This is a genomic window from Stenotrophomonas geniculata ATCC 19374 = JCM 13324, assembly GCF_001431625.1.
Taxonomy (GTDB): domain Bacteria; phylum Pseudomonadota; class Gammaproteobacteria; order Xanthomonadales; family Xanthomonadaceae; genus Stenotrophomonas; species Stenotrophomonas geniculata.
The window spans coordinates 1-26,003 of the sequence record NZ_LLXT01000108.1 but is presented as its reverse complement, the minus strand read 5'-3'; the positions used below and the strand labels follow the sequence as shown (position 1 = coordinate 26,003).

Here is a 26,003-nt window from a genome sequence, read left to right as displayed (position 1 = left end):
GGTAGCGCCGGGCCATGCCCGGCGCCTTCCCTCTTCAGGTGTGCCGCTGCGCTCGCCGGGCATGGCCCGGCGCTGCCGCCGTTTTCAGAGGCGCTCGGCCTTGCCGCTGGCCAATGCGCGGGCGATCACCAGCTGCGCCTGCTGTGCCGCCCGCGCGTGCACCTGCGCCTGGCGTTCGCCCAGCGCGGCCTGCTGGCTGCCCAGCGCCGCCTGGCGGCTGGCCAGTTCGGCCTGCTGGCTGGCCAAGCGGTTCATGTCGCGGGTGCGGCTGGACTGTGCGGCCTGGCTGCGGGCTTCCTGCATCGCGCGACGTGCCTCGGCGGCCGCCTCACGGGCGGCTTCACGCGCAACTGCGGCGTCGCTGGTCGCCCCGCGTGCCGCCTTCGCGGCTTCGGCGGCGGCTTCGCGATTGATGTCGTGCGCGCTCATCGCACTGCGCGCAGCCTCGACCGCCACCAACGCGATACGGCGCGCCTCCTCGCCCTGCAGCCGGCCCATCTCGCCCATCTGCTTGCCGAGTGCGCTCTGCTGGCGACCAAGCGCACTCTGCTGGCGACCCAGTGCGCTCTGCTGCTGCCCCAGGTCGGACGCACCGGCGTAAGCACGCTGCAACGACTGGACCAGCATCGGGTCACGCACGATGTAGCGCTCACTGCCCTGGCGGAACCACAGCGCCGGTCCCTTGCCGAGCTGCTTGCGCGCCAGCGTCACGTCGTCGATGCCGCCGTTGGCGAAGGTTGAATCACCATCGACCAGCACGAACGCCTGCGGCGGCGACGTGCTCAGATCCAGCCGCCCGTAGGTGGTGATGGAGGAACTGCGCGAGGTGCTGCGGCCGGCGTCGATGCCGGGGTCGACGTCGACATCCACGTCAACCGCCACATCCGCATCGTCCGGGCCGGACAGCTCCTCGACGTCGGCGGGCTCGGCGGGCGGCGCAGGGGCCACCGGCACCGCCGGCGCGCGCGCCGACATCGGCGGAGCAGGCGGAACCTTCGGCGCCGGCGGCGGGGGCACCACGGCCTTCGGTGCAGCCGGCGGCGCGGGCGGTGCCGGCGGCACCGGCGCTGCGACCAGCCGCATCGGCGCCACGCCCACCACCACCACCGCGGCAGTCAACGCGATCGCCAGCAGACGCGGACAGGACCGGTGCGACTGCAGCGAGAGCAGGCGACGCTTGAGGCTGGTGGTGCTTGGTGCGGCGCTGGCCACGCCCAGGTGCGGCTGCGGTGCCACGCCCAGCTGCAGCAGCAGGCGGCCATAGGCCTGGCGGCTGGCACCGTGCTGGCCGACCACCGCCGCATCCACCGCTTCCTCGCGGGCCTGGGCGTATTCGCGCACCGACAGCCGCAGCAGCGGGTGGAAGAAGAACAGGTGCTGCGCCAACGCGGGCAGCAGGCCCCACTGCAGGTCACGCCGCTGCAGGTGCTGCAGTTCGTGGGTCAGTGCCAGGTCCAGCGCGTCGCCCTGCAGGGCGTTGTCGCCGGCCGGCAGCAGCAGCACTGGGCGGAACGGCCCGATCAGCTGCGGCGAGTCCACCTGCGCGCTCATCCACAGCCGCGGCGCAGGGCGCACGCCGTGCGCGTCGGAGGCCAGCTGCAGGGCCTGCACCAGCGCCTCGTCCTCGCAGGGATGGGCCGCAGCCAGCAGTGCGCGGCAGCGGCGCCACTCACCGAAGGTGCGCAACGCCATCAGCAGCACGCCGGACAGCCACAGCGCAGCCAGTGCGACCGCCCACCACGCAACCGCCGGCACGTCCGCCGCAGGCATCGGCATCGCGGCCAGCAGCTGCGCCGAGGCTTCCGGCGCCAGTGGGTACACCAGATCAGCGGCAACGTCGGTGGCGGTCATCGCCACCGCCTGCGGTGCCGGCAGCCAGGCCAGCTGCAGCGGCTGGCTCCAGAACAGGCCGAGCACGGCCTGCAGCGAGACCAGCCACCACAGGCGGCAGCGGGTGGCCGCCGACAGCGACGGCAGCGCGCGGCACAGGCCATACACCAGGGCCACCAGCAGCACGGTCTGCAGGCTGGTCCAGCCCAGCCGTTCCAGCATCGGGATCAGCATCGTGGTGTCCATGGCTCAGCCCTCGTGGCGACGCGATTGGAGTTGGGCAACCAGCGCTTCCAGCTCGGCCAGCTCGTTGTCGCTGACCTGCTGGCGCTGCGACAGGTAGTGTGCAGGGGTGGGATATATGGGGGCCGCTGGCGTGATAAATGCGGGACTATCCCGGACAAAGCGGGACTACCGCTCGCTTACGTCGGCGACTGATTGCGCCTGGTGCAATCAGTCGCCTGCTCGTTCCAAGGCCGCGAGCTCGGCGAGGATCTGATGCTCACGGACCCTCAGCTGGCCAAGTTCGACCAGTAGACCGATCTTGCTGCTGTTCAAAGCCCCGGATTGTCGGCGGCGCTGCATCATCGTGGCGATGACACCCCCACCCTCAGCATCAAGCGTACGAAGTTGCTGGGAGTAGTCATTGATAGCCGTCTTGCTGATCGAGAATCCGAGGTCGGCCAGCCATTTGGAAAGCTCGACAGACTGGGAATACCCGTTCTTCCGCAACCTTTCGTGTGCCTCGGCCAGAATTTCAGGTGGCAACGTGGCCATTTTGGGCGGTCTGGGCATAGCTTCTCTCGGAAGGTGCAATCAAGGGGAGTTGAGGAACAGGTTCATCTGGTTCAGGTTCCGATCCCGAAGGATGGCTCTAGCCAGCAATTTGCGAATGCCCTGTTCGGACATCCTGTACTGCTTCGCCAGGGCAGGGATCGTTGTGCCCGTTCGTTGGGCCTCGAGTATCTCACGCTCGCGAGGGGTGAGCTTAAAGGCTGCATCCTGAGGAAAGTAGATCGTTTGGCCACCCCAGTTCTCGGCCAACATATCGGCCACTACCGCTCCGATATGCTCGGCTGCATCGTCATCGAGGCCGAACTTCCGCGCAGCTTTGGCCGCCGCCTCAGCAGCATTGTCCAACAGCGCGTTACGGCGGGCCTCCATCGACCTCATGCCGAAGGAGCCTCCCGCCGGGCACGGCGATTGGCGTCGATCTGAAGAGCGGCAATCACTTTGGACAGCTGATCCGGGTTGCACCATTCCAGGCGTCCTACCTTGAACATGTGGCGGGCCACCGAATGTGCATATTCCCACTCGCGCCCCGAATCGGCCAGCAGCGCCTCGATCTTGGACAGCTGCGGGGACAGGTCGCCCTTGGGACGACCGGCCCAGCGCTTGGCCGCATACGCTGCCTTGGCGGGGATGCCACCCAGGCGGCGCAACTCATTGGCGATCGCATCGAGCTGCCGGCGATCGCACTTGCCGGCGCTGCGCTGGGCAACGCCATGCTCCCTGGATACACGCTCGACCAGGTCACGGTAGACGTCCTCGCAGAGGCTGAGCTTCTTGGCACCGGCGTGGATCGCGGCCAGTACCCGGTTACGGCCGTCGCCGGCCTTGCGAGCGCGGGTCATGCCTTGCTCCTTGCGGCCTGGGCGGCTCGGAGGGCGATCTGCCACGCCGGAACCTCCAGGCCGGACTGATCCAGAAGCCGCAGCAGGCCGGCTCGGGATCCGGCCACGATGCGGCCGCCAGCCGTCAGGACGTCGGCGATCTGGGACTTCTTGGTAAGGGGAGCCCTTCGTTCAGTAGCCACCGGTCGTCTCCAGCTTCTTCTGACCTTCCTCCAGGCCTTGGTTGAGCTTGGCCTGCCGCCCTGCGTCATAGCCGCTGGCGTAATCGTCGGCTTTGGACCGCCCACCTTTGATTTGCTTGCCGGTGCTGACCTCAACTTCGCCGCAACGAAGGCTCACCGCTGCGTCGATAGACTCACGGCGCCCTTCCGGCAGCTCTGCACGCGGGAACAGTCGGTAGATCGCAGCCACCCAGCCGAGTGCAAACTCTTCTGCGCGGCGCTGGCGATTCGCCAACTTACGAACGCGTGCAACGTGACGGGCCTTGTCGCGCTGCAACTGGCGGCGCAGCACGGTGAAGGCATATGCGGCGATCTGAGGATCGGCACCAGCACCGAAGAAGCGGAGCGTGGTACGGCCCTGCCAGATGAACTGCTCTTCCTTGAAGGACATCCCACGCTGGCGATTGCCGATCACGCGGCACCTATAGCCATCGGCAACCAAGGCGGCCAGGGCAATCAACGACTGGGGCAGATCACCACCACGAAAGCCGGTTGCGGCCTCGGTATCGCCGATTTCACTGGTGGCCGCGTCCGACTCGGTGAGGCCATAGCGGTCCATCAGCGCCCGAGCCTGGCGCAGTGCCGTCGCCGCCTCGGTGGCATTGGATGAGGCCGCCAGGCGGAGACATGCCTGGATCTTCCGCAAAGCTTGATCACGGGTCATCGATCAACCCTCCCGGCCAGAGAGCTGGAAGGCTTGTTCCAGCATCAGGAACAGGCGACGGATCTCGCCGCTCTGCAGGGCAAAGCGGGCGTCGAACTCGGCGCGGCGGCCGTCGGCATCGGCCTGCTCCAGTTGGGAGAGCGCGCCGTCCAGGAACTTCAGCTTGCGCAACACCAGGTCATCGCCCAGCTCGAAGGACAGCGCGTCCTCCAGCACCAGGGCCAGCTTGGTGACCTGCTTGCCGGCATCCAGGTGCTTGTCGATCTCGTCGCTGCGCAGTTCCTGGTCGCTGCAGCGCACCTTGGCGCCACCCTCGACCGGATCACGCAACTCGGCGGACTCGCCAAGGGACAGGCCTTCCGGCAGAGGCTCGCCAGCGATCCACCCGGTCAGGACCGAGCGCGGCGCGACTTCGGCATTCAGCGGCATCGCCGGGAAGCTGCCGAGCAGGCCGCGAATATCGGACACGAAGGCCTCAGCCACCTTGCGGCTGGAGGTGTCCACGGCCACATAGCCGTTGGCAAGGTCCAGAATAGCGTCGTGGCGGCTGTTCTTGACGAAGGCCTTGGGCAGTAGCTCGTGCAGGACGTCGTCCTTCATGCGCTTGCGCTCACGGCCACCCGGTCGACGCCCCTGTTCCTGTTCCATGACCTGAAGACGACTCTCCAGCGCACGGTTGACCACCGCGCCGGGCAGGATCTTGTCCTCGCCGCCCACGGTCAGCCAAAGGAAGTCGCCCTGCCGGCAGGACAGGTGCTCCTGCTCCTCGCGGCCGAAGGGGGAAATGAAGCCGCGAGAGTTCATTTCCAGAGGGCCGACCGGCTCCAGCACGCCATACGGCAGCACCGTCTCCACTTCGGAGAAGTCGGTGCTGGTTGGGAAGCGGAACAGCACCAGGTTACGCACGAACATGGCGGTTCTCCTCTGAGTTGGTGCCACCGTTGGCGGCGCTCATTGCACCCCAACGCAGGCGGCGCGGATGCTGGGAACACCACGCCAACCAGAGGCCCAGTGCGTCACCCTTTTCCCGCTGCGTCTGCGCCTCTGGCACGCCCGGTACAAGCAGCATCCCCTGCAGCAGTCCCTTTCCGTGCCTGGCTGCGACGCTGATCACCTTGCGCAGCTGTGCGCCGCTTCCTTCTGCGATGAAAATCGCACCGTCCGGCACACTCGTGCCGAACCCGATCTGGCCATTGGCCCAGCAGTACGCGATCACGAGTGCACCCCCAGGAGGTTGATTGGGCCACTGCGCTGCAAGACCAGCACCGGCGGGTGGAGCAGCAGCTCGAGAATGGCGTTGAGGGCCGCTTCGGCTTGGGCTTCGCACTTCTCGGCCATGCCATGCCCAACCTGGCGAGCAATGGCCGTGGCCACGTTCCGCTTCGTCTGCGGGTCGCGCAGGCCACACACGAAGTCGAGCCCGTCCATGCGCCGGATCGCGTCAGCCGTGGTAGACGCCATCGCACCTACCGCCCGCTGGGCGCACGGACCGCACATCGGCGATTCCGCCAAGCCGGTGGGCATGTCGCAGTTGACGCACGCGTTGCGCGGGCCGGAGGTGGCCACCTCAACGTCGGTACGCTCCTCGAAGAACAGCAGGGTCGGCTGCGAAATGTGGCGCTTCAGTCGCCAGGGAAACCCGTCGCCTCGGGCCTCGATGTACTGCAAGGCCAGTTGGACGCTGCCGCGAACTGGCCCGCTTACAGAGCCGCAAGTCGAGTCGTAGCCGCGCACGCCGTCCAGCTCAATGGACGGAGCATGGATCTCCACGTTCGCACGCGCAGCCTGGTCGGCGATCGCCACTGCCAGCACCAGGGTGTTGGCATTCAGTGCACCGCGAACGCCGTCGAAGCGGAAGGTGCAGGTGTCTCGGATCTTGGGCATGTCAGACCCCCGCCACATCGAGGGAAATCGGCTGGTACTGACCCCGTGCATCGCGCTCGTAGAAGCGCACGTAGGTCTTGCTGCCCACCACCGTCACCGCATCACTGATCGCGGTCATTGCCCGCTGCCAGCGGGCGTCATCGAACTGCAGCCGGCGCAGTGACAGCACCTCTGCCGTCTTGATGCTGCCGTCCTGGCCCACCTTGAAGGCGCTGTTGACCAGGGTGCGCAGCTCGGCGCGTGAGCCTTCGGTCCAGTCGTTCAGGCACTCATCGATGAGGGCCTTGGCAGCCTGCAGGCGCTCATCGAACTGGATGGTGTCCTGGCAGGCGCGCAGGATCTTGAAGCGGCCATCGTAGGAATACAGGCTGACGTTGCCCTTGTCGCCGCCGATCTTGGCGCCGTACTGCTCGCCGCTGAGCTGCACGAACGCGCCGATATCGGTGAACGTATCCGCTTTGAAGGTGCGCAGGGCTTCGCGCAGCTCCAGGGCGCGCTGGATCTTCTCCTGCACCAGCTGGTCACGCGTCAGATCGATCGGTTTGATCTGTGCCTCGGGCACCAACCGACCATTACGGTCCTCGCGGTAGCCTTCGGGAATGGATGGGGTCATTGGGCGCCTCCTTGGGCGGCGGGGGTGACAAACGGTTGAGTGGGCCGAAGGACGTCCGGGACGCCTTCGACATGGATAGGGCTGTTGGCGGTGAACCAGTCGGCGCGCCAGCGGCGGGCGGCATCCAGCGAGATGCCGAGCAGGCCGGAAATGCGCTGTGGGGTGAGCTGGCGCGGGTTCTGTGTACGGGCCCACAGTGCAAAGCGCATCGCGCGCAAGTGGTCGTAGCGCTGACGGCCTGTACGTGCCATCACTCCACCCCGCCGAAGATGCGATCGAAGTGGTTGTGCAGCGAATCGACCAGGCGGCCACCGAGGTAAGGCGGCAACTCACCTTCCAGATCCTCCTGGGACTGGCATACGGTGCCGATGGACGGCGTCAGGGGGCCTTTGTCGAAAGCGGGGCCTTTGTAGCCGCCAGCAGCAGATTGGGCCTTCTGCGTCCCTGTCGTCCCTGGCCGGGTACCACGCACGCGCTGTGCCTGCGCGGCGGCCAACGCCGTCGGGTCGATCTTCCAGTCGGGGTTGAGGCGGTAGTTGCGGGCCGGCCCTTCGCCAACGCGCAGGATCATTCCGCATCGCACCGCCTTGGCGACCGCGTTGGACACGTAGCCGCGATACTGGAAGCCGTGCTCCATCACCCGGTCGATCAGGTCGTCAGACCGGACCACGCTGCCGCCCAGCGACAGGGCGATAGCATGCTGCAGCGCGGGGCTGGGGACGGCGCTCATGGCTGAACAACCTGCGGCTGCGTGATGCCGGCTTCCGTACGCGTCAGCACGATGACCGGTGCAGGGCTGGGCGTAGTGCGAGCGACCACGCAAACCACCGCGCGGTGCTTGCCGTCGACCTTGCTGCGGGCCTGGGCGTCTTCGATCGCCTTGTCCGAGTCGGTGAAGGTGTCGCCACCCACCCACTCAGCAGGGACCACCAGGAACTGGCCGCGCTCAGCCATGAGCCACCTCCCGCAGCATCGGAGGACGCTGGGTCCACTCCAGCTGCACGCCCTGGTACTCAGCGGCCATCACGCGGTCCTGCCCGCCGCTGCCGTTGGGCTGGCGGCGCTTGAGGTGGCCACCCACCATCGTGGGAGGGCGGTCCAGAATCAGCACCGCGCGACGGCCATTGCTGTGCAGGCCCAGGATCTCGATGCCGCTGTTCTCCAGCTCGCGTGCCGTGTTGGCGGCGGCATACAGCACGTCGGAATTGCGTTCATGGTTCATGGTTGGATTCCTCGTCGGTAGCGGGCTTGTCCAGCCCGAGTTGTCCGTACAGATCCGGGAGCGCAACGCGCTTCATCGCGCTGACCTGCTCCAGGGAGGTCATGGCGCGCCCGACCAGGAAGGTGCAGGCGCGATCCAGTTCGGCCGCACTGGCGGCCAGGTGGTAGCCGTGAGCCGGGTGGGCGCAGATCGGGTGTCCCTCGCGCCGCAGCTGCTCGATGATCTGGCGCAGGCGGCGCTCGTCGGCGGTGCTGGTACGTGAAGTGATCTGCTGCACCAGGTCGCGGGCGGTGATGCCGTTGACGGCGCCGCGACGGCCCTGCAGCTGCAAAAGCACCGTCTGTGGGGACAGCTCTTGCGGTAGCAGGGCCAGCTGCATGTCAGTCGGCCCTCCGATCAATGCCGGCGGCGACGGCCAGGTCGACGATTGCGTCCGCATCCAGGTACCAGCGCTTGCTGGTGCTGGAAGACGTGACCTGAATGCCATAGCTGGGCAGAAGATCGATCCCGTACTCGCCGCCGGTCTGCATGTCCAGGATGTACAGCGTGGCCACCGCTGAGTCCTCCAGGAAGGGCGGCTTGCTCGCCACCATCCCTACGGGCCGATGGCGCTTGGGGTGGGCGCTGTGGCTCTTCCGGTTGCGCACCTGCCCGTGGCAGCGTTTGAGCGTCGGAACGGCCATCACTCCTCCTCGTCGTCGTCGCCGTCGCGCAGCTGGTCGACCAGCGCACGCAGCTGCTGCAGGTTGAGGCTGTCCAGGAGCGAGGCCATGTTCTGGCCGTCCCGCCAGTCGATGTGCGCTCGGCGGAACAGATCCCGGTGCATCACCGTCACCTGGCGATCGGGGAGTTCCGCTTCGCGCAGCAGCTGATGCGCGAAGCTGCGCAGGTACGGCAGCCCGTCGGTGGCGGCGCGGTCAGCCATTCGCCACCCCTTCGCGCTGAAGCACGTCGGCTGGGACATGGGCGATGATCCGTTCCCAGCTGGCGCGGGGCACGATCACCACCTGCAGGATGTCCAGGTTGATCGGCTCGGGCTTATCCTGAACATCGAAGGGGATCAGGATGGCCTCGGTAGCGAACGGCCACTGGTCGCCCTGCGGTGCCCTCACCATCGCTTCTGCCACCGGCCAGCCCTCAGTTCGGATCGCCATCTCACACCCCCCGCACGACATCAGCGGTGACGGTTGGCACGCCCAGGTCAGCGGCGCGGTTCATCGCCGCGGTCAGCGCGTTCTGGACGGCCAGCGGGTACAGCAGCGACCCTGCGCCGCGCGAAGGGACCAGCTTGGCGCGCAGGGCATCGATGGCCCCCTGTTCCACGACCTTGTCCAGAGGCACCTGGGCACGCTTGAAGCGGTGCGAAAGGTACGCTCCCAGCTCGTTATCCAGTGGCGGAAGCGTGATGATTTCGATGCGCTGCACGACTTCGCGCACCTCCGGGTTGTGTTCGGAGAGCTTCACGCCCAGCTCGGGCTGGCCGATCAGGATCACCGACAGCAGCGGGCGCAGGCCGTCCTTCAGCTCGCGGAAGCGCTTGAGGTGCTTCAGGGTTGGCAGCGGCAGGCTGTGAGCCTCCTCGATCACCAGCACATGGCTGTGGCCCGAGCGGGAACTGTCACGCAGGGATTCGTGCAGCTGGCGGAAGCGGGATTCGGGGCTGCTCTTCGGCTTGGCCAGCGGGGCGACAGCGGCCATGATCGCCTCGGCGATATGGTGGCTGCGCAGGGTCTTGCCCACGGCATCGCTGCCTTCGCTGGCCAGCACGTAGGGTTGGATCACGATGACGGCCTGTTCCTCGCGCTGGATGCGATCGACCAGATCTTCGCGCAGCGTGCTCTTGCCAGCACCGCTCTCGCCGATCACCGCAGCAAAGCCGCCGTGGCGGGCTACCTGGTACATGCTCTCGCGGACATAGCGAATGTCCGGCGACAGGAACACCTCTTCGGCGCTGGCCGGATCGGCGAAAGGATTGCTGGTGAGGCCGAAGTGACGCTTGGCCTGTGGAGTCAAAGCCTGAAAACGCAGTAGCATGGGATCTTCCTCGTCGTGAATGTCGTTGTCGTTATCGGTGTCTTGCGGTGGGGAAACCGGGGCTGGCGTGACCCCGCACGTCGGCCCCTCCTTTTCATGCCAGTGGGCGTCGGTTACGCCGTGCTGGGTCAGGCAGGAACTGATGGCAGCGCGCACCGCTGCCGGATCGCAGCTGGTGGGCAACTGGCCGTGGTTGATCAAGGCATTGAGGGCCGGACGGCTCAGACCTGCAGCACTGGCCAGGTCTCCCTGCTTGATGCCAGCCTCGGTGAGCAGGCGCTTCAGACGCAGCGTCATGCAGCACCTCCTTCCACAAGGCGCAGGCCGCCACGCTCAGGCGTCGCCAAGGCCTGTGCCCAGGATTCGACCTGATCCACCGGCAAACCTTCAGGCCAGCGCTGGGCGGTGCGGGCATAGTGGTCAGCCGTCCAGGCCGAACCCGCAGCCTCCAGCAGAGGCTTCAGACGCATGGCCGCTTCCACATGGTTCAGCGGCGGCAGCTCGGCGCGGATGGGCGTGACCGAATCGACCGTGAAGCGAGGGGCCTCGACCACATCGGGGACCGCGACGTCGACGCGATGACCCCGGCGCGGTAGGTGCTGGATCTCCGGCGCCTGCTGCACCGACTTGTAGGGGTCGATACGGCCACCGAACGGCATTGCCTTGGCCTTGCGCTGCGCCTTGGCTTGCTCGTCGGTCTCGGCATCCATCGCCAGGCGCTCGACCCGCTTGCGGTTTGTGTCCGCCGGGGTGTCGGCGTGCGCGTGGTATGTGCCGACCGCCACCGCACCGGTGAACCCGTATGCGTCTGCTTCCAGCGGCTCCATCGTGTACCAGGTGTCGCGGCCAGCATCGTCGGTAAACAGCGCCTGCGCACCGAACTCGCTACCGAAGGCATTGCGGGCGACCGTGAGCTTCTGGCCCACGATCACGCCCGGCACGCCCGACACGTCGTAGGTTCTGCCCAGGAAGCTGATCCGCAGCAGCGGGTTGACCTTGCGCAGTTCCGGTGCGCGGGTGGCCAGCTTCATGCAGTCCTCGGTCGCCGGTACCAGGCGCAGCTGATCGGGCTTGATCGTCATCCACGCCTGGTAGCGCGAGGACTTGTGCCGGGTGTGTTGAGCGGTGGTATTGAAGTTGCGCATCCAACGCCACGCCGATGCGTTGAGCTGCTCCAAGCTCTGCACGTTGTCGAAGCGAAGGCGGTGCTCGAACTTGCGTTCGATCAGGTCGTTGGTCTTTTCGACTTGGCCCTTTGCCCACGGCTGGCCCGGCTGATTGATCCAGATGCGAATACCCAGGGCCGCGCACAGGTTCTTGAACATCGCACCCGTATTGGCGCTGCCCGGGTCCACCATCACCATCGTCGGTGCGCCACAGAACGGATCAGCCGCACCGCGGTACTGCATGGCGTTGATGAAGGTGCGGCACAGGTTCTCGCCGCTCTCGGCGCCCAGCACGTATTCCACGTAGAAGGCGCCGCTGGTGTGGTCGGTGAACACGTAGCGCCAGACGCGCTCGTTCTCGACGCGCGCCAGGTTCTTGGGCTTGTTCTTGTAGAACTCGCTTGCCGGCATCGCATGCAGGCCGTCCTGGCGCTTGAGGTAATACAGCACGCACAGGCTGGGATCGGCCTGCCACACCTGGTTGGGATGTTCGCTGGCCAGCTGTACCTTCGGTGCGGGTGCCGACAGCTGATCAGGGTGCAAGCGGTTGGTGCGCAAGGCCTTGGCTGCCGAGCTCTCGCTCAGCAGTCGGATCTCGCCGGTACCGGCATCCACAGTCTCGCCGCGCACCATGCCATTGGCGCGCAGCATGTCGATGGCCTCGCCGATGCTGGCCAGGCGTTTGCCGGTGCCGCGACGCGACTCCAGCAACACAGCGGAAATCAGTTCCAGTTCCTGCTGGGTCCAGTCGGAGTTGCCCCGATCGCTGCGGCGCTTGCGCGGCTTCAGCGAACAGGTCAGCTTCGAGACCTGTCGGTACAGCGTCTGTACGCTGCAGCCCCATTCGGCGGCGTATCGCTCGGCAATGGCGCGTTTCTGGCCGTGCTCGGCGCAGAGCAGGTCAGCGGCGGCCTGCTCGATCAAGCTGGCGCTGAGGGCCATGTCAGCCCTCCCGCTTCCAGTCGGCCAGGCGGCGGTCATGAATCACCGTGACGCCCACCTCCTGGTGGTCGCGGACAAGGCGCAGGTCGTTGATCAGGCTGGCGATGATCCCGGCCACCTGTTCATCAACATTGAGGTCGTGCTGCTCGGCGTGCTGCATGAGCGCGATCACCGCCCCGCTGAAGCCGGCTTCTTCACTGCCGGTGGCGATGGCTAGACGGACCTGGGAGGTTGCGAGCTCCAGTTGGGTCAGCAGTTCCTGCGACTGCTCGTCCGGAGTGGCCTTCTTCCACTTCTTCTGCGCTTTTGCCGTCTTCTCCTCCGCCTTGTTGAGATCGTCGCTCAACTTGGTGATGCGCTGATCCTTGGCCTCAAGGTCGGCGCGGGCGTCGCGGATGGCGGCGCGGAGTTCGGCACGGGACATCGTCTCGACGTCATCGAGAGAGAGCCCGCCGGTCTCACCTTGTTCCGCGAGCTCGGTGAACTGCTCCTCCGGCAATGAAAGAAGTTCGATCAGCCGACTCTGGGTCTTGGTGGCAGCCACCAAATGCGTCGCATGCGACGCATTTGGGAGCATGGAGACGCGACGAGCGGCCTCCATCATGCGCTGGGCTTGCCGGGGCTCGATGCTCAGGCGTTCAAGCATTCCCTGCCAATCGCCATGCGTTGCGCATTCGCGGGCAACCACCAGGTAGCGGCCGGCGCGCAGGAAGGCTTCGCAGCCCCGGCGCAGTTCGCCGCGAATGGCGTTCTCGTAGTGGTCCGGGTGCCACGGCAGGCCGTCACCGAACTGATCCACCACCTCGCTCTGGTGCTCACCGAGGGTAACCAGCTCCTGGCTGCGCTCGGCCAGCTTTTCCGCGTCCAGATCCTGGACAACTGGCTCGGCCTGGGCGAGCGGCTTGGCGCCGCGCTTGTTGAGTTGCTTCTCTGCCATTTCGATCCTCGTCATCAGTTGGGGCTACGGCTGTAGCGGTTCTTGAAGTCGTCCAGCTGGCGCTCTTCACGAGCCACCTCGGCTTGATGGGCCAAGGCGATCTGGACAATTCGGGGGGCCAGGCGCCAGTTTTCCTGGTCGAAGGGGGAGCGTTCGACCAGGCCGTCTTCGGCCAGGCGCTGCAGGTTGCGCAGCGTGGTGCTGGGGGATTCGCCGATGCCGTCGGCGATCGGCTTCAGGCGCAGACCGGTGCGGCTGTGCCCGGCCAGGGTGAACAGCAGGCGGGTGAAGATGCTCTGCTCGCTCATGCCGCAGCACCCTGTTGACGGCGTGCCAGCTCCGTCAGGATCCGGACGGCGCGGCGGTCGGCTGCGTCGACGGCACCAGCCAGCGGCAGGGTGTTGGCCAGCGGCTCGTCTGATTCGACGGCGCACTGCCAGTTGTTCACAGCGGTGGCGTACTGGTCACGGGCCGAGGCAAGCAACAGCTCCAGTTCGCGGGTCGGGACTTCGTCCAGGGGGCGGCCGGCGGTGCTCATGCTGAGGCGCTCAGGCCTGCGGCCTTCAGCAGCCGGCGCCGCAGGGCCTGACCCTTCGGGCCGTTCCAACGCCCGATGAGGACGTCCCGGGCGTTCTGCGGGGGGACGCCGTTCTCCATGCACCAGCCGCGGAGACTGGTGCCCTTGCCAACGAAGGCGGTGCGGACCTTGAGGTGAAGATCCAGGCTGGGGGCGGGTTCGCTCATCGCGTGTATCCTTTGATCCTTGTTCCATTGGTTGGCTGCTGTAGGCGCTGCCAGTGGAAGTAATGATGTTCCCGTTCGGGAACACTTGTCAATACCCGAGCGGGAACAAAATGACTGACGGAAACTCAGAGAACGACAGCCGGCGCGACACCGGCGAAAGGCTTAGGTTGATCCGGGGCGATAGAAGCCAGAAGGACTTCGCTGAGCTGCTCGGCATCGGGCGAACCACGCTCATCCGGTACGAGGCGGGAACGCGGCCAGTAGAGGTCGAACTGCTCGTTAAATTGAATCTGCTATTCGGTACTCAACCGCTCTGGCTTCTCACCGGCATGGGCGCATCAGGAGAAGGGGTGCAGTTGACAAGTCGCGAGGCGATGCTGCTGAACAACTACCGGAACAGTCCTGAAGACGCGAAGGTGGCTCTTGAAAAAACAAGTGCTGCGTTCGCCCAGTCGAAACCGGAACTCAAAACGAAAAAGCACGGCTCGTCAGAGTGATGTGGCGTAAGAGCAAATCAACCAGGGGGAAAACATGAAGTGGAAAGTGCTCGCTATTGCTGGCGCAGTGCTGGTGATATCTGTCAGCGGCTGTGCCACCAAACGCTATGGCCGGTTGCAGCCGTTAACTGGCTACGAGACGTTGAACTATTCTTGTGAGCAGATCCGAATTGAACTATCCAAGGTGGATGCCTTTGATAGGCAGGTCGAGCAGCAAGCAAAGTTCAGCGGCATGTCCATTGCCAGCTTTTTGGGTGACTTTGGGATCGGAAATGTGATCGAACGGAATGAAGCAAAGAGGACGTCAGTGGAAAGGCGAGCTCAGCTTCAGGGGGCTTTTGCCGCCAAGCGATGTGGAGACGTTGAAATTCCCAGGGTAGAAGCCCCGGGTCCTGCGGCGATCGCACCTTCCGCTGTAAATCCTGGTTATCAACCTTCCAAACCGGAAACACCGCCCGCTGCCTCTGTCAACAGTTGGTGGGAAGCGCATAAGCCCAAGGGCGAATAGTCTTCTGCAGCTACGCACGTCGCGAAGGGATCTGCACAGTCCCACGCGCGCGCGTGAGATTCCTCGAAACCAGTTTCAAAGACGACGATCAGTCAAAGACTGAAACTCTGCCCATCGGTTTGGTGTGCGCATGGCGCACCTGGCCGGCGGGCATCCTCGTCTGCCCGTCGGCCATCTTTCCCTGGAGATGGCGCATGGCAGCAGAGCAACCCGGTAACAAGGCACTGCCCATCGCGGGCGGAATGCTGGCAACCATGCTGGCGTTGCTGCTCGGGTTGGTGCAGCCCTTCGAGGGCTACTCGGCCCAGCCCTATCGTGATGTCGTCGGCAAGCTGACGGTCTGCTACGGCCATACGGCCAAGGTAGAACAGCGCACCTACACCCGCGCAGAGTGCGAGCGCCTGCTCCAGTCGGACCTCGGTGTCGCCTGGAACACCGTGCAAAGCTGCATCAAGGTGCCGATGACCGACTACCAGGCAGCCGCACTGACGTCGTTCGCCTTCAACGTGGGCCCTGGCGGCGCCGGGGTGAAGGACGGCCTGTGCACCCTGCGCAACGGCCAGCAGCCGCGGATCCGTGTCTACGCCAACCAAGGTCGCTGGGATCTTGCATGTGCCCAGCTAAGCAACTGGGCCAACGCCGGCGGCCGGCCATACAAAGGGCTTGAACGCCGCCGCACCGCTGAGCGCGCGATGTGCGAGGGCCGGTACTGATGATTCGCGCACTGATCGTAACGATCGCCCTGCTGCTGGTGCTCCTGCTGGTGGCCATTGCCGCGGCCTTTCTCTACCGCGGCAATGCCCTGGATGCCCAGGCTCGCGACGCCACGTCCCAGCAGCGCGTGACCACCCTTCAATCGCAGCTGGAAGACGAGCGCAGCGCTCGCGACACCGAGCACACCCAGGCCACGGTGATGGCCCAGATCGGAGACGAACATGAACATGATCGGGAGGCGTCCGCGTCCATCCCAGCTGCTGTTGTGGCTGACGTGCATTCTGGCAATCTCAGGCTGCGCAACGACCTTGCCACCTGCCACACCGCCCGCTTGTCCGAAGCCGTCTCTGGCGCCGTCGAACGTGATGCGAGCGCCCAACTACGAGCAGAGGTTGCGGGCGATTTTGTTCGAGTCGGGCGCGACGCCGACAAACACGTCCTGGCCTGTCAGCGCTCCATCAGCGCCCTCACTGGACAGCGCCTCTCCGCCGAGACCAGCCCATGATCGTTGAAGTGCAGCCGCTCTACCTGGTGTGGTTCGCCGGCATCGGCATCACCCTGCTCGGCGGCCTGATCGCCGGCGGTCGCTGGCTGGTGAACCAACTACAGCAACGCACTGATCAGCAGTTGGCCATCCTGATCAACGACAGCAAGCGCTGGCGCGAGGTTGAGAACCACCTCACCGACTTCCGCCTGGAAGTTGCGAAGGAATACGTCCGCCGCGAGGACTATGCCCGCGGGCAGAGCGTCATCGAGGCAAAGCTCGATGCAGTGGCCTCGAAGATCACGAACATGCAAAGCAAGGGGAACACGCCGTGAGTCACGGAAATCAGGGCCCGGATCTGGGCAAGTTGCGCCGGGAGCAGCTGCGCTGGCTGATGCTGCTGGTGCTGGATCGCTCTCGCCCGTATCCGATCGGCGAAGCCGTCCTGGCCGGCGCCGCCCAAGACATGTATCCGGATGCCACCGCTTTGGAAGTGCGCAGGGAGCTGGATTACCTGGACACTCGCCGCTTGATCCAAATCACCAAATCCCCTTCGGGGCCGTGGTCGGCTGAGCTGACGCGCCACGGTGTGGACATTGTCGAGTACAGCATCGACTGCGGGCCGGGCATCGCGCGCCCGCCGAAGTACTGGTGACCCCATGCCTCCTGTGAGCAAGATCGACCTGCTGCCGGCCGACGTGCGTGAAGAGCTGGAACGGCGTCTGGTTGCCAACGCCTTCGGCGGCAGCATCGCGCTGTCCGAATGGCTGGGCGAGCAGGGCTACGAGATCAGCAAGACCACCGTCAACGAACGCGCCAAGCGGCTCAAGCGCCGCCTGGCTTCGATCAGCGCCAGCACCGAAGCCATGAAACTGGTGGCCGAGCAGGCGCCGGATAATGCCGCCGAGCGCGGCAGTGCACTGCTGGGCCTGCTGCAGACCGACCTGTTCGAAGCGCTGCTGCAGTTCCAAGAAGCGGCCGACCAGGACGATGAGAGCATTTCCCCAGCCGATCGCATTGCGCTGTACAGCAAGGCGGCCAAGGCCATTGCCGAACTGACCCGCTCTTCCATCGTTCGCGAGAAATGGGCGGGCGAGGTCCGCCAGAAAGCGCTCTTGGATGCTGCCACCCGAGTGGAAAGCGCAGCGCAGGCGCGTGGCCTCTCCGCTGAGGATGCGCGGTTCTGGCGCGAGCAAGTGCTGATGGGAGTTTGACCGTGGTCGACAGTTTGCGGCCTCTGCCGGATACCGAGCGCCTCGTCGAATGGGACGAGCTGCCCGACTGCGTCCGTGAGATCCCTGCCGACTTCGACCCGTTGGCGGCCGGTGTTCTGATGGCCCACCAAACCGCGTGGCTGCGGATGCAGGCGCTGCTCGACATCGCGGTCTGCGAAAAGGGGCGACGTACCGGTGTCACCTTCGCCCAGGCGTTGGACGACACCATCACTGCTGCCACTTCAAAAGAGGACGGCGGCGACAACATTTGGTACATCGCCGATACCAGGGAAAAAGGCCTGGAGTACATCGGCTACGTCGCCAAGTTCGCGCCGATCATTGCGCGTGGCCAAGCCACCAGGATCGAGCAGCACATCTTCCACGATCAGCTGCTTGACGGCACAAGCCGCCAGATCCAGGCATTCCGTGTTCGGTTCGCCAGCGGTTTCCGGATCACCGCCTTGTCTTCGCGCCCGGAGAACATCCACGGCCTACAGGGCCGTGTGAACATCGACGAAGCGGCGCTTCACAAGGACGTGGCCAAGGTGCTCGAATCGGCCACCGCGCTGCTGATCTGGGGCGGTCGCATCCGAGTGTGGTCCACCCATCGGGGTAAGAAGAACCCGTTCAACCAGCTTGTCCAGGACGTCCAAGCCGGTCGCTACGGCAAGAAGGCCGGTGTGATCCGCATCAGCTTCGATGATGCGGTGTCCAATGGCCTGTACGAGCGGGTCTGCGCCATGCGTGGCAAGGTGGCCACCGCCGAGGGCAAGAAAGAGTGGTACACCGCGATCCGCTCGGCCTACGGCCCGCGCAAGGCCGCCATGCGCGAGGAGCTGGACGTCATCCCGCGCGATGGCGATGGCTCTGCCATCCCCTCGGTCTGGATCGATCGGGCCATGCCCGAGGCCCGGCCAGTGCTGCGCCTGGTCTTTGATGATGACTTCCCCAAGCGCTCTGAGAAGGAGCGCGAGATCTGGTGCTCGGTCTGGATCGCCACCACGCTGCTGCCAGTGCTGCGCGCTGCGGTAGCCGGGTTCACCGGGCGCTGGGCGATCGGCATGGACTTCGCGCGCCACCGTCACTTTTCGGTCATCAAGCCTGCCAAGGTCGGGCAGGATCTGCGCCGCGACGTGCCGTTCCTGATCGAGATGGCCAACGCGCCCACCCGACAGCAGGAGCAGATCCTGTGGGCGCTGTTGGACGCGCTGAAGGAAGGATTCCCTGGCCGCTGGTCATTCGCCGGCGATGCCACTGGTCCCGGCCAGACCTTGATGGAGTACACCGGCGACCGCTACGGCCGGGCTGAGCTCGATGCCGAGACGGGCCGCTACATCGGTGGCCCAATCCACGAGGTCACCCTGTCGCGCCCCTGGTACGGCGAATGGATGCCCAAGTACATCGCGCTGTTCGAAGACGGCTTCCTCAGTCTGCCCAGGGACGCGTCCCTGGAAGACGACCACCGCGCAGTGGAGTACGTCGACGGCATCCCGATGGTGCCGCGTCTGGAGCGCAAGGACCTACAGGATCCGGAGCTGGTGCGCCACGGCGACGGCGCGATCGCCGGCGTGCTGATGCAGTTTGCCGCACTCAACCACGTCACCTCGGTGCCCATCGAGTTCCAGGCGGCCGGCGCGCGCGCCTACATCGGCGACGGCCGAGCCGACGGCGTGGCCACCGTCGTGACCGATGATGCCTTCGGCACGGTCAGCGGCGGAAATGATTTTGGAGGATTTGCATGACGACCGCCCGCCCAGAGATCGGCCGCGAGATTGCCACCACTGCCGATGGCACCGACATCACCCGTGGTTACACCGGGCCACTGCTGCTGCCCTTTGACAGTGTCCTGCGCAACCGCGGCGGCTACGACCTTCAGATCTACGAACAGGTGCTGTCCGACCCGGAGGTGAAGACCACCTTCGGCTCTCGCCAGGATTCGGTGGTGGCCTGCGAATGGCAGGTGGAGCCCGGCGGCGAGAAGCGTATCGACCGCCAAGCGGCAGAGTATCTGCAGGAGCAGCTGCACGGCATCGGCTGGGACAACGTCACCCGCAAGATGCTCTTCGGCGTGTTCTACGGCTATGGCGTGGCGGAGATCCTGTACAAGGTCGACGGCACCCGCATCGGCCTGAAGGACATCAAGGTTCGTAACCGTCGGCGCTTCCGTTACGGCAAGGAAGGTGACCTGCGCCTACTCACCCAGACCCAGATGACCGAGGGCGTGCCTGCGCACGCGCCCTATTTCTGGAACTTCTGCTCCGGTGCCGACCACGACGATGAGCCATATGGCCTGGGCCTGGCGCACTGGCTGTACTGGCCGGTGCTGTTCAAGCGCAACGGGCTCAAGTTCTGGCTGATCTTCCTTGAAAAGTTCGGCATGCCCACTGCGGTGGGCAAGTACGACACCAACGCAACCGATCCGGAGAAGGCCAAGCTGCTGCAAGCCACCCGCGCGATCCAGACCGACAGCGGCATCATCATGCCCAAGGGAATGGAGCTGGCGTTGCTGGAGGCCGGACGTAGTGGCACGGCCGACTACAAGGCCCTGCAGGACTACATGGATGCCACCATCCAGAAGGTGGTGCTGGGCCAGACCGCCAGTACCCAAGGCACGCCAGGCAAGTTGGGCAACGACCAGCTGCAGCGCGAGGTGCGCCGCGACATCATCACCTCCGATGCCGACCTGGTGTGCGAGTCCTTCAACAAGGGGCCAGCGCGCTGGCTCACCGAATGGAACTTCCCTGGCGCGGCCATTCCTCGGGTCTATCGCGTCACGGAAGAGCCGGAGGATCTGGACGCTACCGCCAGCCGTGACAAGAAGATCCTTGACCTGGGCTACAGGCCCAAGCAGGTCTACATGGATCAGACCTACGGCGACAACTACGAGCCTGTCCAGGCGCCGCAGGATCCGCCTGCGGTACCGACGGCGATCGATGGCGCCCAGTTCGCCGACGCCGGCGGTGCGGTGGTCAGCTTGCTGCGCAGGCACTATCCCGCCGCCTTTGCCGACGGCACCCCGAAGACGCCCGATCCTGCTGTCGAGCTGGGCCAGCAGCTCGATCGCCGGCTGTCGCCCATTGGTGCTGGATGGGTCGAGCAGATCCGCCAGCTGGTCGATGAGGTCGACTCGCTGGAGCAACTGCGCGACCGGCTGTTTGAGCTGCACCCGAACATGACCCTGGACGACTACGCCTCGGTGATGGCCGATGCGATGACGGCCGCGACCCTGGCCGGCCGCAGCGACGTCCAAGGTGTAGGAGACTGACCAATGGCCGGAGTTGCTTACGCCCAAGTTCCATTCCAGGAGCAGATCGAGTTCTTCCGTCGCAAGAAGAACGTGCTCACCGAGAGCTACCTGGACGTATGGGAGGCCGAGCACGACACCAGCTTCATGGTGGCCGGTGCCAACCGTGACGCACTGCTGGCCGACTTCCGGCAGTCCATCGACCGTGTCATCGCCGAAGGCCGCACGCTGGAGCAGTTCCGCGAAGACTTCGACCGCATCGTGGCCACGCATGGCTGGGATTACAACGGCGGCCGGAACTGGCGCTCGCGGGTGATCTACGAAACCAACCTGCGTCAGAGCTACAACGCCGGGCGCTGGGCCCAGCTGCAGCAGCTGATCAAGGTACGGCCGTTCTGGCGCTACAACCACAACGATGCCGTCGAACACCCCCGGCCACTGCACGTGTCCTGGAATGGCATGGTGCTACGCCATGATGATCCCTGGTGGCGCTATCACTATCCGGCCAACGGCTGGGGCTGCCAGTGCTACGTCGATGCGCTCAACGAACGCGATCTGCGCCGCTTGGGCAAGGACGGCCCCGACACGGCCCCTGAGGTTGTGATGCAGTCGGTGACGGTCGGGCAGCGCAGTCCCGGTGGACCGCGCACGGTGCTGACGCCGGCAGGCGTCGATCCTGGCTTCGGCTACGCGCCTGGAGCAACGGCGGACCACTGGCCCAGTGGCCGTGGTGGTCCGGTCACACCGCCCTCGCTGACAGGCCAACTGACCTCCGCTCTGCAGAGTGCACTGGAGACGGGCGCGCGGCTGCCAGCGGCGCCCGCTGCCGCCAGTGCCGCCCAGGCCTTGGCGCGGCCGCGTGCCAGGGACGCCCTGCAGGCCGGCTACGCAAGCTGGCTGGCCAGCATTGACGCCGATGCCGCGCACGCTGCTCGCTACCTGGCCGGCGCACTGTCTCCCGGTCTGGTGTCGCAGCTGCAGCGCGCTGCCGTTCGACCAGCGACGGCGGCCTTTGCAGTGTTGGCTGAGCAGCTCCCCATCACTCGGCCTGGCGCGGTCGCCATCGCCGCAGCCGAGCTGCCTATCCGCCTGCTCGATGCGGTGGCCATCCTATTGGACGTGGCCGCAGGCCACCTGCGGTATGTCCTTGCGGTGGGGCGCCCGGCCTTCATGGTGGTCGACGTGGCCATCTCGGAAACGGGCGTCAGCACCATCCAGCCCCAGCTGCAGATGCTGATGCCTTCTGATCTCAAGCGCAGCGTCGCCGATGGCACGCTGCAGCTGCTGCAGGGAGCACTCTGATGGCGCAGCTCGAAGTCACCCTGGATTCGGCAACACCTGCGCTGGCTGATGCGCTGCGCCAGCTGGAGGGCGAAGCACGGCAACTGATCCTGAGAGACTGGGGCGAGTACCTGCTGAGGTCGACACGCGAGCGAGCCAAGAAGGAGCGTGATCCGACCGGACAGCGATGGCGTGCACTGGAGCCAAGCTACAAACGCTGGAAACAGAAGAAGCGCCCCGGCGTCCCGATTCTGAAGTTTGATTTCCACATGCTCGGCGACATGGCATCGTGGCAAACGGATGGGAATGAGGCCGTCTTGGTTGGTACCAATGCGCCCTATGGCGCCATCCATCAGTTCGGCGGCACCATCCGTCACCCGGCGCGCCCGGCCAAGATCTACTTGAAGACTGGCAAAGGCGGTAGCCGGTTCGTCAAAGCCAATCGCAAGAATACGCGCTATAGGCGCTCGATCACGATGCCTGCTTACACGAACACCATCGCTGCTCGCCCTTGGCTTGGCGTCAGTCGCGAGGATGAGAAAGAGCTGCTGGATATCGCTCAAGATCACGTGAGCGGCGCCTTCGATTGATCGTCGCGTGGGAGGCGCTCTGCGCGCCGCTACAGGCGCGCCGCCACACTCGGGCGTCACCCACACCGGCTTGGTGTCTGACACACCTGTGCGGCCGATACTGGCACTTGTTTCCACGCAGGACGATCACCGCACGCGCATCGTGCATCTGCGGTTGAAATTCTCTGCAATGCACCGTCCCAAGACGTGAGACGGTACTGCGGGAAAAAGGAGGGCATGAGCCAGTCCGCTGCCGCCCTCGAAAGTTGGAAACCAGTTTCAAAGACAGCGACCTCTGGCGCGGGAAAACTGGCGGCATGAACCAGCCCGCCGCCACCCTGCAGATCTTCAAAGCCGGCACGCACGTTGCCGAAGACGGCCGCACGCTGACCTTCAGCGAGGCGGATGTGCAGCAGATCGCCGATAGCTACGATCCGGCGCTGCACGAAGCGCCCATTGTGGTGGGCCATCCCAAAACCGACGACCCGGCCTATGGCTGGAGCAAAGTGCTTCAGGCCAAGGACGGCCTCCTGATGGCCGAACCGCACGAGGTAGATCCTGCCTTCGCGGAGCTGGTCAACAACGGCCGCTTCAAGAAGATCAGCGCCTCCATCTTCATGCCCGATTCGCCGGGGAACCCGACGCCGGGCAAGTACTACCTGCGCCACATCGGCTTCCTGGGCGCGCAGCCGCCGGCAGTAAAGGGGCTCAAGTCGGCCTCCTTCGCCGAAGGCGATGACGCTGCGTGCTTTGCCATGTCGCTGGCCCCGCTGGGCTGGACGCTGACGGATCTGTTCCGCCGCTTCCGCGACTGGCTGATCGATACCCAGGGCCTGGAGACGGCTGACCAGGTCATTCCGGACTGGCAGATCCGCGGCATCGAGAGCAGCACACGCGATGACGAAAACTCGCGCACGTCGGCCCTCTTCGCATCGCCATTGCTCACCCAGTTCCCGCGCAGCGCCCTCGATGGACCTGCGCCCGTCCAGGCACCGCCTCCCACTCGTGAACAGGTCAAATCGGAGATCGACCCCATGTCCCAGCAGAACAACGTCGAGCACGCACAGCGCCAGCAGCAGCTCGACCAGCAGGCTTCCACCCTGGACGCTCGCGAGAAGGCCCTCGCCGCCCGTGAACAGGCCGCGCGACGCGAAGACGCAGTGGCGTTCGCCGAAGGCCTGGTGAAGGAAGGCAAGCTGCTGCCGCGCCAGCAGCCGGCCGTGGTGGAACTGCTGTTGGCTCAGCCCAATGGCAAGGATCCGCTGAACTTCGCCGAGGGTGAAACGACGGTGTCCAAGCCGGCCGAATCGGTGCTGCGCGAGCTGCTGACCAGCCTGCCCAAGGCCGTGGACTTCAGTGAGAAGTCTGGTGGTGAAGGTGTGGGGCCAGGCGCGGCCAACTTCGCTGCACCGGCTGGCACCCAGGTCGACCCGGAACGGCTTGCGCTGCACAACAAGGCGCTGGACTACCAGCGTACCCACGCGGGGGTGGACTACCTCACGGCAGTCAAAGCGGTCTCCTGACCTGTATCCAAACGCAGCTTCTCAACTCATTCCTCGCGCTGGAGCGCAGAACCATGACTCAGAAAATCTCGCTGCTCACCCTGGCTGTCATCGCAGCAGTCGCCTTGGAAGCCGAGCGCGTCGTCGGTCGTGACGGACAGTACGCCACCGCCGGCGGCAACGCCTTCGGTGTGACCAACACCAGTGGACTGGTGGGCGACCGGGTGCCCGTTGATGTGGTGGGCACCAGCATCGCCACTGCTGGCGGAGCGTTTGACGACGGTGCCTACCTGCAGGTGGGATCTACTGGAAAACTCATTGCTCGCACTACCGGCGTTGTCGTTGCTCAGGCTCTGCAGCCTGCCGCGGCAGATGGTGACCGCGTCGAAGTGCTCCTGATCCCCAACGCGCCAGCGACCACCGGCTGATCTCAGCCACAACTGCCGCCGCTCATCGTTCTCACCATCTCGCAGAGAGACCTTCCATGTCCCAGCAGACTCTCCGTCAGGCTCGCATCATCGATCCGATCCTGACCACCCATGCACTCGGCTACGTCCGCCCCGGCAACGTTGGCCAGTACCTCTTCCCGCGCGTCGATGTGGCCACCTTTGGTGGTCAGATCCTGACGTTCGGAAAGGAAGGCTTCCGTCGCTACAACACCAAGCGCGCGCCGGGCGAAGCAACCAAGCGCGTCCAGTTCGGCTACCAGGGCAAGCCTTACGCCATCATCCCTGCAGCACTGGAGGCGGTGGTTCCGGATGAAACCGCCAATGAGGCGGCCAACGGCCCAGGCTTGGACGCTTCGCAGGACGCGGTGGATATCGTCCTGGACATCATGGAGCTGGAACACGAGTGTGAGTGCGCTGACGTAGCGCGCAATGCGGCCAACTACGACAACGAACACAAGGTCGCTCTGGTGGGCGTCAATCGTTGGCGCGGCGCCTCTGGTGATCCGACTGCTGATATTGGCGTCGGCAAGGAGGCCATTCGTTCCAGCATCGGTATGCGGCCGAACACGGCGATCCTGTCGGCGGCGGCATTCGAAGCAGCCAAGGCCAATCCGAAGATTCAGGACTACCTCAAGCATCGCGGCTTCAATGCACTGACCACCCAAATCCTGGCGTCGATGTGGGAAATCCCGAACATCTACATTGGTGAGGCGGTGGTGGCTACCGGCCAGGATGATGACCTGGGCGATGTGTGGGGTCAGGACGTGATCCTAGCGTTCGTGGCCCCGCCGAGCGGCGGCAACCGCCGCAACCGCGCGCGACCGAGCTATGGCTACACCTACAGCATGGCGGGCGAGCCGAATGTGCGTCAGGCCTATCGCGAAGAGAACCGCCAGTCCTGGATTCACCCGGTCAACAACAACCGCACTCCGGTGCTCAGCGGCATGGTCGCGGGCTACCTGATCCAGAACGCAGGCGCGCCCGCAGCGTGATGAAGGGAGCCGGCGAAGGATAGTCGGCGTAGTTGCCGCTTTACCCGTACAACCCAGCGAGCGGCAGCACCAGGCGAACGCGGGACCTGGCCGTGCGAAGCACAGCAAAACCATGCGTGACAGCCGGAGAGCACGGCACCACACCTATTCGGAGATCTCGTCATGGCCAAGCCCCGCACTGCGCCGCCCAGCGCACCCAAGCCCGTCCAGGACGGCAAGCCGGCCGATGTGCCGGCCGTCACGGAAGAGAAGGCTGCCGACGCGTCGCCGGCGCAGGGCGGCTGGGTTCCGGAGGAAGGCCGCGGCGAACTTCAGCCCGCCGAGACGGTCGCCTCGGAGGTCGATGGCGCTGCCGTCGACCAACCGCCGGGCGATCAGTCTGTAGCGGACCAGGATGCCGGCGCCGAGGCGGGTACGCCTTCGGGTGACGCCTCTACCTCTTTCGATGCTGTTGCAACGGGCGACCATTCGACGGATCCCGCGTTGTCCAACGGTCTCTGGCTGTCTGCCTGCTTCGAAGTGCTCAGCCCGTTCAAGCACAACGACGTCGTCGTCAAGCCGCCGGCGTGGATCGAGATGACGTGGGAAGAGGCGCAGGCCTACCAGGATGCTGGCGTCCTCGGTGACGAACCGGCCACCCCGGAAGAGCTGGAGTAAC

38 protein-coding genes and 1 pseudogene are annotated in these 26,003 nt (G+C 65.4%); 15 read left to right on the top strand and 24 right to left on the bottom strand.

The window, feature by feature from the left end; all coding sequences use genetic code 11:
• Nucleotides 1-84: 84 nt before the first annotated feature.
• The 24 genes and pseudogenes from ARC63_RS11965 to ARC63_RS11850 all read right to left on the bottom strand — a co-directional run bounded on the left by ARC63_RS11965 (nucleotide 85) and on the right by ARC63_RS11850 (nucleotide 13,891).
• Nucleotides 85-2,076, bottom strand: coding sequence for a M56 family metallopeptidase (locus ARC63_RS11965; protein WP_057503405.1), 1,992 nt, complete (start codon nucleotides 2,074-2,076; stop codon nucleotides 85-87).
• A gap of 3 nt (nucleotides 2,077-2,079) precedes the next feature.
• Nucleotides 2,080-2,172, bottom strand: a pseudogene (locus tag ARC63_RS23260) (BlaI/MecI/CopY family transcriptional regulator); the annotation flags it as partial.
• Nucleotides 2,173-2,283: 111 nt separating this feature from the next.
• Nucleotides 2,284-2,607: a phage protein Gp27 family protein gene (locus ARC63_RS11960; RefSeq protein WP_057503404.1), complete on the bottom strand. Its 324-nt coding sequence runs from the start codon at nucleotides 2,605-2,607 to the stop codon at nucleotides 2,284-2,286.
• 39 nt (nucleotides 2,608-2,646) lie between these two features.
• Entirely contained in the window at nucleotides 2,647-2,994 is a 348-nt protein-coding gene (locus tag ARC63_RS11955) for a Mor transcription activator family protein (RefSeq protein ID WP_057503403.1), read from the bottom strand.
• Between the two features lie 5 nt (nucleotides 2,995-2,999).
• Nucleotides 3,000-3,464, bottom strand: a complete 465-nt coding sequence (locus ARC63_RS11950) for a regulatory protein GemA (RefSeq protein ID WP_057503402.1) — start codon at nucleotides 3,462-3,464, stop codon at nucleotides 3,000-3,002.
• A 171-nt stretch (nucleotides 3,465-3,635) separates the two neighbouring features.
• Nucleotides 3,636-4,349, bottom strand: coding sequence for a DUF2786 domain-containing protein (locus tag ARC63_RS11940; RefSeq protein ID WP_082587862.1), 714 nt, complete (start codon nucleotides 4,347-4,349; stop codon nucleotides 3,636-3,638).
• Nucleotides 4,350-4,352: 3 nt separating this feature from the next.
• On the bottom strand, nucleotides 4,353-5,261 hold the full coding sequence (locus tag ARC63_RS11935) for a recombination-associated protein RdgC (protein ID WP_057503399.1): 909 nt from the start codon (nucleotides 5,259-5,261) through the stop codon (nucleotides 4,353-4,355).
• The gene (locus tag ARC63_RS11930; protein WP_064968336.1) at nucleotides 5,248-5,565 is read right to left on the bottom strand and encodes a hypothetical protein; all 318 of its coding nucleotides are present in this window, start codon (nucleotides 5,563-5,565) and stop codon (nucleotides 5,248-5,250) included. The genes ARC63_RS11935 and ARC63_RS11930 overlap by 14 nt, the downstream gene beginning before the upstream one ends.
• On the bottom strand, nucleotides 5,562-6,233 hold the full coding sequence (locus tag ARC63_RS11925) for a hypothetical protein (protein WP_057503398.1): 672 nt from the start codon (nucleotides 6,231-6,233) through the stop codon (nucleotides 5,562-5,564). The genes ARC63_RS11930 and ARC63_RS11925 overlap by 4 nt, the downstream gene beginning before the upstream one ends.
• Nucleotide 6,234: 1 nt before the next feature.
• Nucleotides 6,235-6,846 carry a DUF3164 family protein gene (locus tag ARC63_RS11920; protein ID WP_057503397.1) on the bottom strand — a complete coding sequence of 204 codons (612 nt, stop codon included), beginning with the start codon at nucleotides 6,844-6,846 and terminating at the stop codon, nucleotides 6,235-6,237.
• Entirely contained in the window at nucleotides 6,843-7,097 is a 255-nt protein-coding gene (locus ARC63_RS11915; protein ID WP_057503396.1) for a hypothetical protein, read from the bottom strand. Before ARC63_RS11915 ends, ARC63_RS11920 begins: the two co-directional genes overlap by 4 nt.
• Nucleotides 7,097-7,576, bottom strand: coding sequence for a hypothetical protein (locus tag ARC63_RS11910; protein ID WP_057503395.1), 480 nt, complete (start codon nucleotides 7,574-7,576; stop codon nucleotides 7,097-7,099). The genes ARC63_RS11915 and ARC63_RS11910 overlap by 1 nt, the downstream gene beginning before the upstream one ends.
• Complete coding sequence (locus ARC63_RS11905) at nucleotides 7,573-7,800, bottom strand: hypothetical protein (protein ID WP_008265784.1); 228 nt, start codon at nucleotides 7,798-7,800, stop codon at nucleotides 7,573-7,575. The genes ARC63_RS11910 and ARC63_RS11905 overlap by 4 nt, the downstream gene beginning before the upstream one ends.
• Nucleotides 7,793-8,068: a hypothetical protein gene (locus tag ARC63_RS11900; RefSeq protein ID WP_040006676.1), complete on the bottom strand. Its 276-nt coding sequence runs from the start codon at nucleotides 8,066-8,068 to the stop codon at nucleotides 7,793-7,795. The genes ARC63_RS11905 and ARC63_RS11900 overlap by 8 nt, the downstream gene beginning before the upstream one ends.
• Nucleotides 8,058-8,447 carry a hypothetical protein gene (locus ARC63_RS11895; protein WP_024957596.1) on the bottom strand — a complete coding sequence of 130 codons (390 nt, stop codon included), beginning with the start codon at nucleotides 8,445-8,447 and terminating at the stop codon, nucleotides 8,058-8,060. The genes ARC63_RS11900 and ARC63_RS11895 overlap by 11 nt, the downstream gene beginning before the upstream one ends.
• A 1-nt stretch (nucleotide 8,448) precedes the next feature.
• Complete coding sequence (locus tag ARC63_RS11890; protein ID WP_057503394.1) at nucleotides 8,449-8,751, bottom strand: hypothetical protein; 303 nt, start codon at nucleotides 8,749-8,751, stop codon at nucleotides 8,449-8,451.
• Entirely contained in the window at nucleotides 8,751-8,993 is a 243-nt protein-coding gene (locus ARC63_RS11885; protein ID WP_057503393.1) for a hypothetical protein, read from the bottom strand. The genes ARC63_RS11890 and ARC63_RS11885 overlap by 1 nt, the downstream gene beginning before the upstream one ends.
• On the bottom strand, nucleotides 8,986-9,195 hold the full coding sequence (locus tag ARC63_RS11880) for a hypothetical protein (RefSeq protein WP_158003732.1): 210 nt from the start codon (nucleotides 9,193-9,195) through the stop codon (nucleotides 8,986-8,988). Before ARC63_RS11880 ends, ARC63_RS11885 begins: the two co-directional genes overlap by 8 nt.
• A 28-nt stretch (nucleotides 9,196-9,223) precedes the next feature.
• A complete protein-coding gene (locus tag ARC63_RS11875) occupies nucleotides 9,224-10,399 on the bottom strand; it encodes an AAA family ATPase (protein ID WP_057503391.1) in 1,176 nt (391 codons plus the stop codon).
• The gene (locus tag ARC63_RS11870) at nucleotides 10,396-12,210 is read right to left on the bottom strand and encodes a DDE-type integrase/transposase/recombinase (RefSeq protein WP_057503390.1); all 1,815 of its coding nucleotides are present in this window, start codon (nucleotides 12,208-12,210) and stop codon (nucleotides 10,396-10,398) included. The genes ARC63_RS11875 and ARC63_RS11870 overlap by 4 nt, the downstream gene beginning before the upstream one ends.
• A gap of 1 nt (nucleotide 12,211) precedes the next feature.
• Nucleotides 12,212-13,162 carry a DUF3102 domain-containing protein gene (locus ARC63_RS11865; RefSeq protein WP_231298637.1) on the bottom strand — a complete coding sequence of 317 codons (951 nt, stop codon included), beginning with the start codon at nucleotides 13,160-13,162 and terminating at the stop codon, nucleotides 12,212-12,214.
• Nucleotides 13,162-13,455 (bottom strand): helix-turn-helix domain-containing protein, encoded by a 294-nt coding sequence (locus ARC63_RS11860; RefSeq protein ID WP_057503388.1) that lies wholly within the window; start codon nucleotides 13,453-13,455, stop codon nucleotides 13,162-13,164. Before ARC63_RS11860 ends, ARC63_RS11865 begins: the two co-directional genes overlap by 1 nt.
• The gene (locus tag ARC63_RS11855; protein WP_057503387.1) at nucleotides 13,452-13,685 is read right to left on the bottom strand and encodes a hypothetical protein; all 234 of its coding nucleotides are present in this window, start codon (nucleotides 13,683-13,685) and stop codon (nucleotides 13,452-13,454) included. Before ARC63_RS11855 ends, ARC63_RS11860 begins: the two co-directional genes overlap by 4 nt.
• Entirely contained in the window at nucleotides 13,682-13,891 is a 210-nt protein-coding gene (locus ARC63_RS11850; protein ID WP_024957605.1) for a hypothetical protein, read from the bottom strand. Before ARC63_RS11850 ends, ARC63_RS11855 begins: the two co-directional genes overlap by 4 nt.
• Before the next feature lie 110 nt (nucleotides 13,892-14,001).
• Between ARC63_RS11850 and ARC63_RS11845 the strand changes: the two genes are divergently transcribed.
• The 15 genes from ARC63_RS11845 (at nucleotide 14,002) to ARC63_RS11780 (ending at nucleotide 26,002) form a co-directional block, all read left to right on the top strand.
• Nucleotides 14,002-14,388, top strand: coding sequence for a helix-turn-helix domain-containing protein (locus ARC63_RS11845; protein WP_064968338.1), 387 nt, complete (start codon nucleotides 14,002-14,004; stop codon nucleotides 14,386-14,388).
• A gap of 34 nt (nucleotides 14,389-14,422) precedes the next feature.
• Complete coding sequence (locus ARC63_RS23715) at nucleotides 14,423-14,896, top strand: hypothetical protein (protein WP_231298636.1); 474 nt, start codon at nucleotides 14,423-14,425, stop codon at nucleotides 14,894-14,896.
• Between the two features lie 53 nt (nucleotides 14,897-14,949).
• Nucleotides 14,950-15,609 (top strand): lysozyme, encoded by a 660-nt coding sequence (locus tag ARC63_RS11840; RefSeq protein ID WP_219629382.1) that lies wholly within the window; start codon nucleotides 14,950-14,952, stop codon nucleotides 15,607-15,609.
• The gene (locus ARC63_RS11835; protein WP_057503421.1) at nucleotides 15,609-16,115 is read left to right on the top strand and encodes a lysis system i-spanin subunit Rz; all 507 of its coding nucleotides are present in this window, start codon (nucleotides 15,609-15,611) and stop codon (nucleotides 16,113-16,115) included. Before ARC63_RS11840 ends, ARC63_RS11835 begins: the two co-directional genes overlap by 1 nt.
• A complete protein-coding gene (locus tag ARC63_RS11830) occupies nucleotides 16,112-16,429 on the top strand; it encodes a hypothetical protein (protein WP_057503384.1) in 318 nt (105 codons plus the stop codon). Before ARC63_RS11835 ends, ARC63_RS11830 begins: the two co-directional genes overlap by 4 nt.
• On the top strand, nucleotides 16,426-16,749 hold the full coding sequence (locus ARC63_RS11825; RefSeq protein WP_231298635.1) for a hypothetical protein: 324 nt from the start codon (nucleotides 16,426-16,428) through the stop codon (nucleotides 16,747-16,749). The genes ARC63_RS11830 and ARC63_RS11825 overlap by 4 nt, the downstream gene beginning before the upstream one ends.
• A gap of 4 nt (nucleotides 16,750-16,753) precedes the next feature.
• Nucleotides 16,754-17,308, top strand: a complete 555-nt coding sequence (locus ARC63_RS11820) for a DUF3486 family protein (RefSeq protein ID WP_064968335.1) — start codon at nucleotides 16,754-16,756, stop codon at nucleotides 17,306-17,308.
• A 2-nt stretch (nucleotides 17,309-17,310) separates the two neighbouring features.
• On the top strand, nucleotides 17,311-19,050 hold the full coding sequence (locus ARC63_RS11815; protein ID WP_057503419.1) for a hypothetical protein: 1,740 nt from the start codon (nucleotides 17,311-17,313) through the stop codon (nucleotides 19,048-19,050).
• The gene (locus ARC63_RS11810) at nucleotides 19,047-20,573 is read left to right on the top strand and encodes a DUF935 domain-containing protein (RefSeq protein ID WP_057503382.1); all 1,527 of its coding nucleotides are present in this window, start codon (nucleotides 19,047-19,049) and stop codon (nucleotides 20,571-20,573) included. Before ARC63_RS11815 ends, ARC63_RS11810 begins: the two co-directional genes overlap by 4 nt.
• A gap of 3 nt (nucleotides 20,574-20,576) precedes the next feature.
• Complete coding sequence (locus ARC63_RS11805) at nucleotides 20,577-21,854, top strand: phage head morphogenesis protein (protein ID WP_057503381.1); 1,278 nt, start codon at nucleotides 20,577-20,579, stop codon at nucleotides 21,852-21,854.
• Entirely contained in the window at nucleotides 21,854-22,423 is a 570-nt protein-coding gene (locus ARC63_RS11800; protein WP_057503380.1) for a phage virion morphogenesis protein, read from the top strand. Before ARC63_RS11805 ends, ARC63_RS11800 begins: the two co-directional genes overlap by 1 nt.
• Before the next feature lie 296 nt (nucleotides 22,424-22,719).
• Nucleotides 22,720-23,925, top strand: a complete 1,206-nt coding sequence (locus ARC63_RS11795) for a hypothetical protein (protein ID WP_064968337.1) — start codon at nucleotides 22,720-22,722, stop codon at nucleotides 23,923-23,925.
• 53 nt (nucleotides 23,926-23,978) lie between these two features.
• Nucleotides 23,979-24,332: a capsid cement protein gene (locus ARC63_RS11790; RefSeq protein WP_057503378.1), complete on the top strand. Its 354-nt coding sequence runs from the start codon at nucleotides 23,979-23,981 to the stop codon at nucleotides 24,330-24,332.
• Nucleotides 24,333-24,388: 56 nt separating this feature from the next.
• Nucleotides 24,389-25,345: a hypothetical protein gene (locus ARC63_RS11785; RefSeq protein ID WP_057503377.1), complete on the top strand. Its 957-nt coding sequence runs from the start codon at nucleotides 24,389-24,391 to the stop codon at nucleotides 25,343-25,345.
• Between the two features lie 162 nt (nucleotides 25,346-25,507).
• Complete coding sequence (locus tag ARC63_RS11780) at nucleotides 25,508-26,002, top strand: hypothetical protein (protein WP_057503376.1); 495 nt, start codon at nucleotides 25,508-25,510, stop codon at nucleotides 26,000-26,002.
• The last annotated feature ends 1 nt before the right edge of the window (nucleotide 26,003 follow it).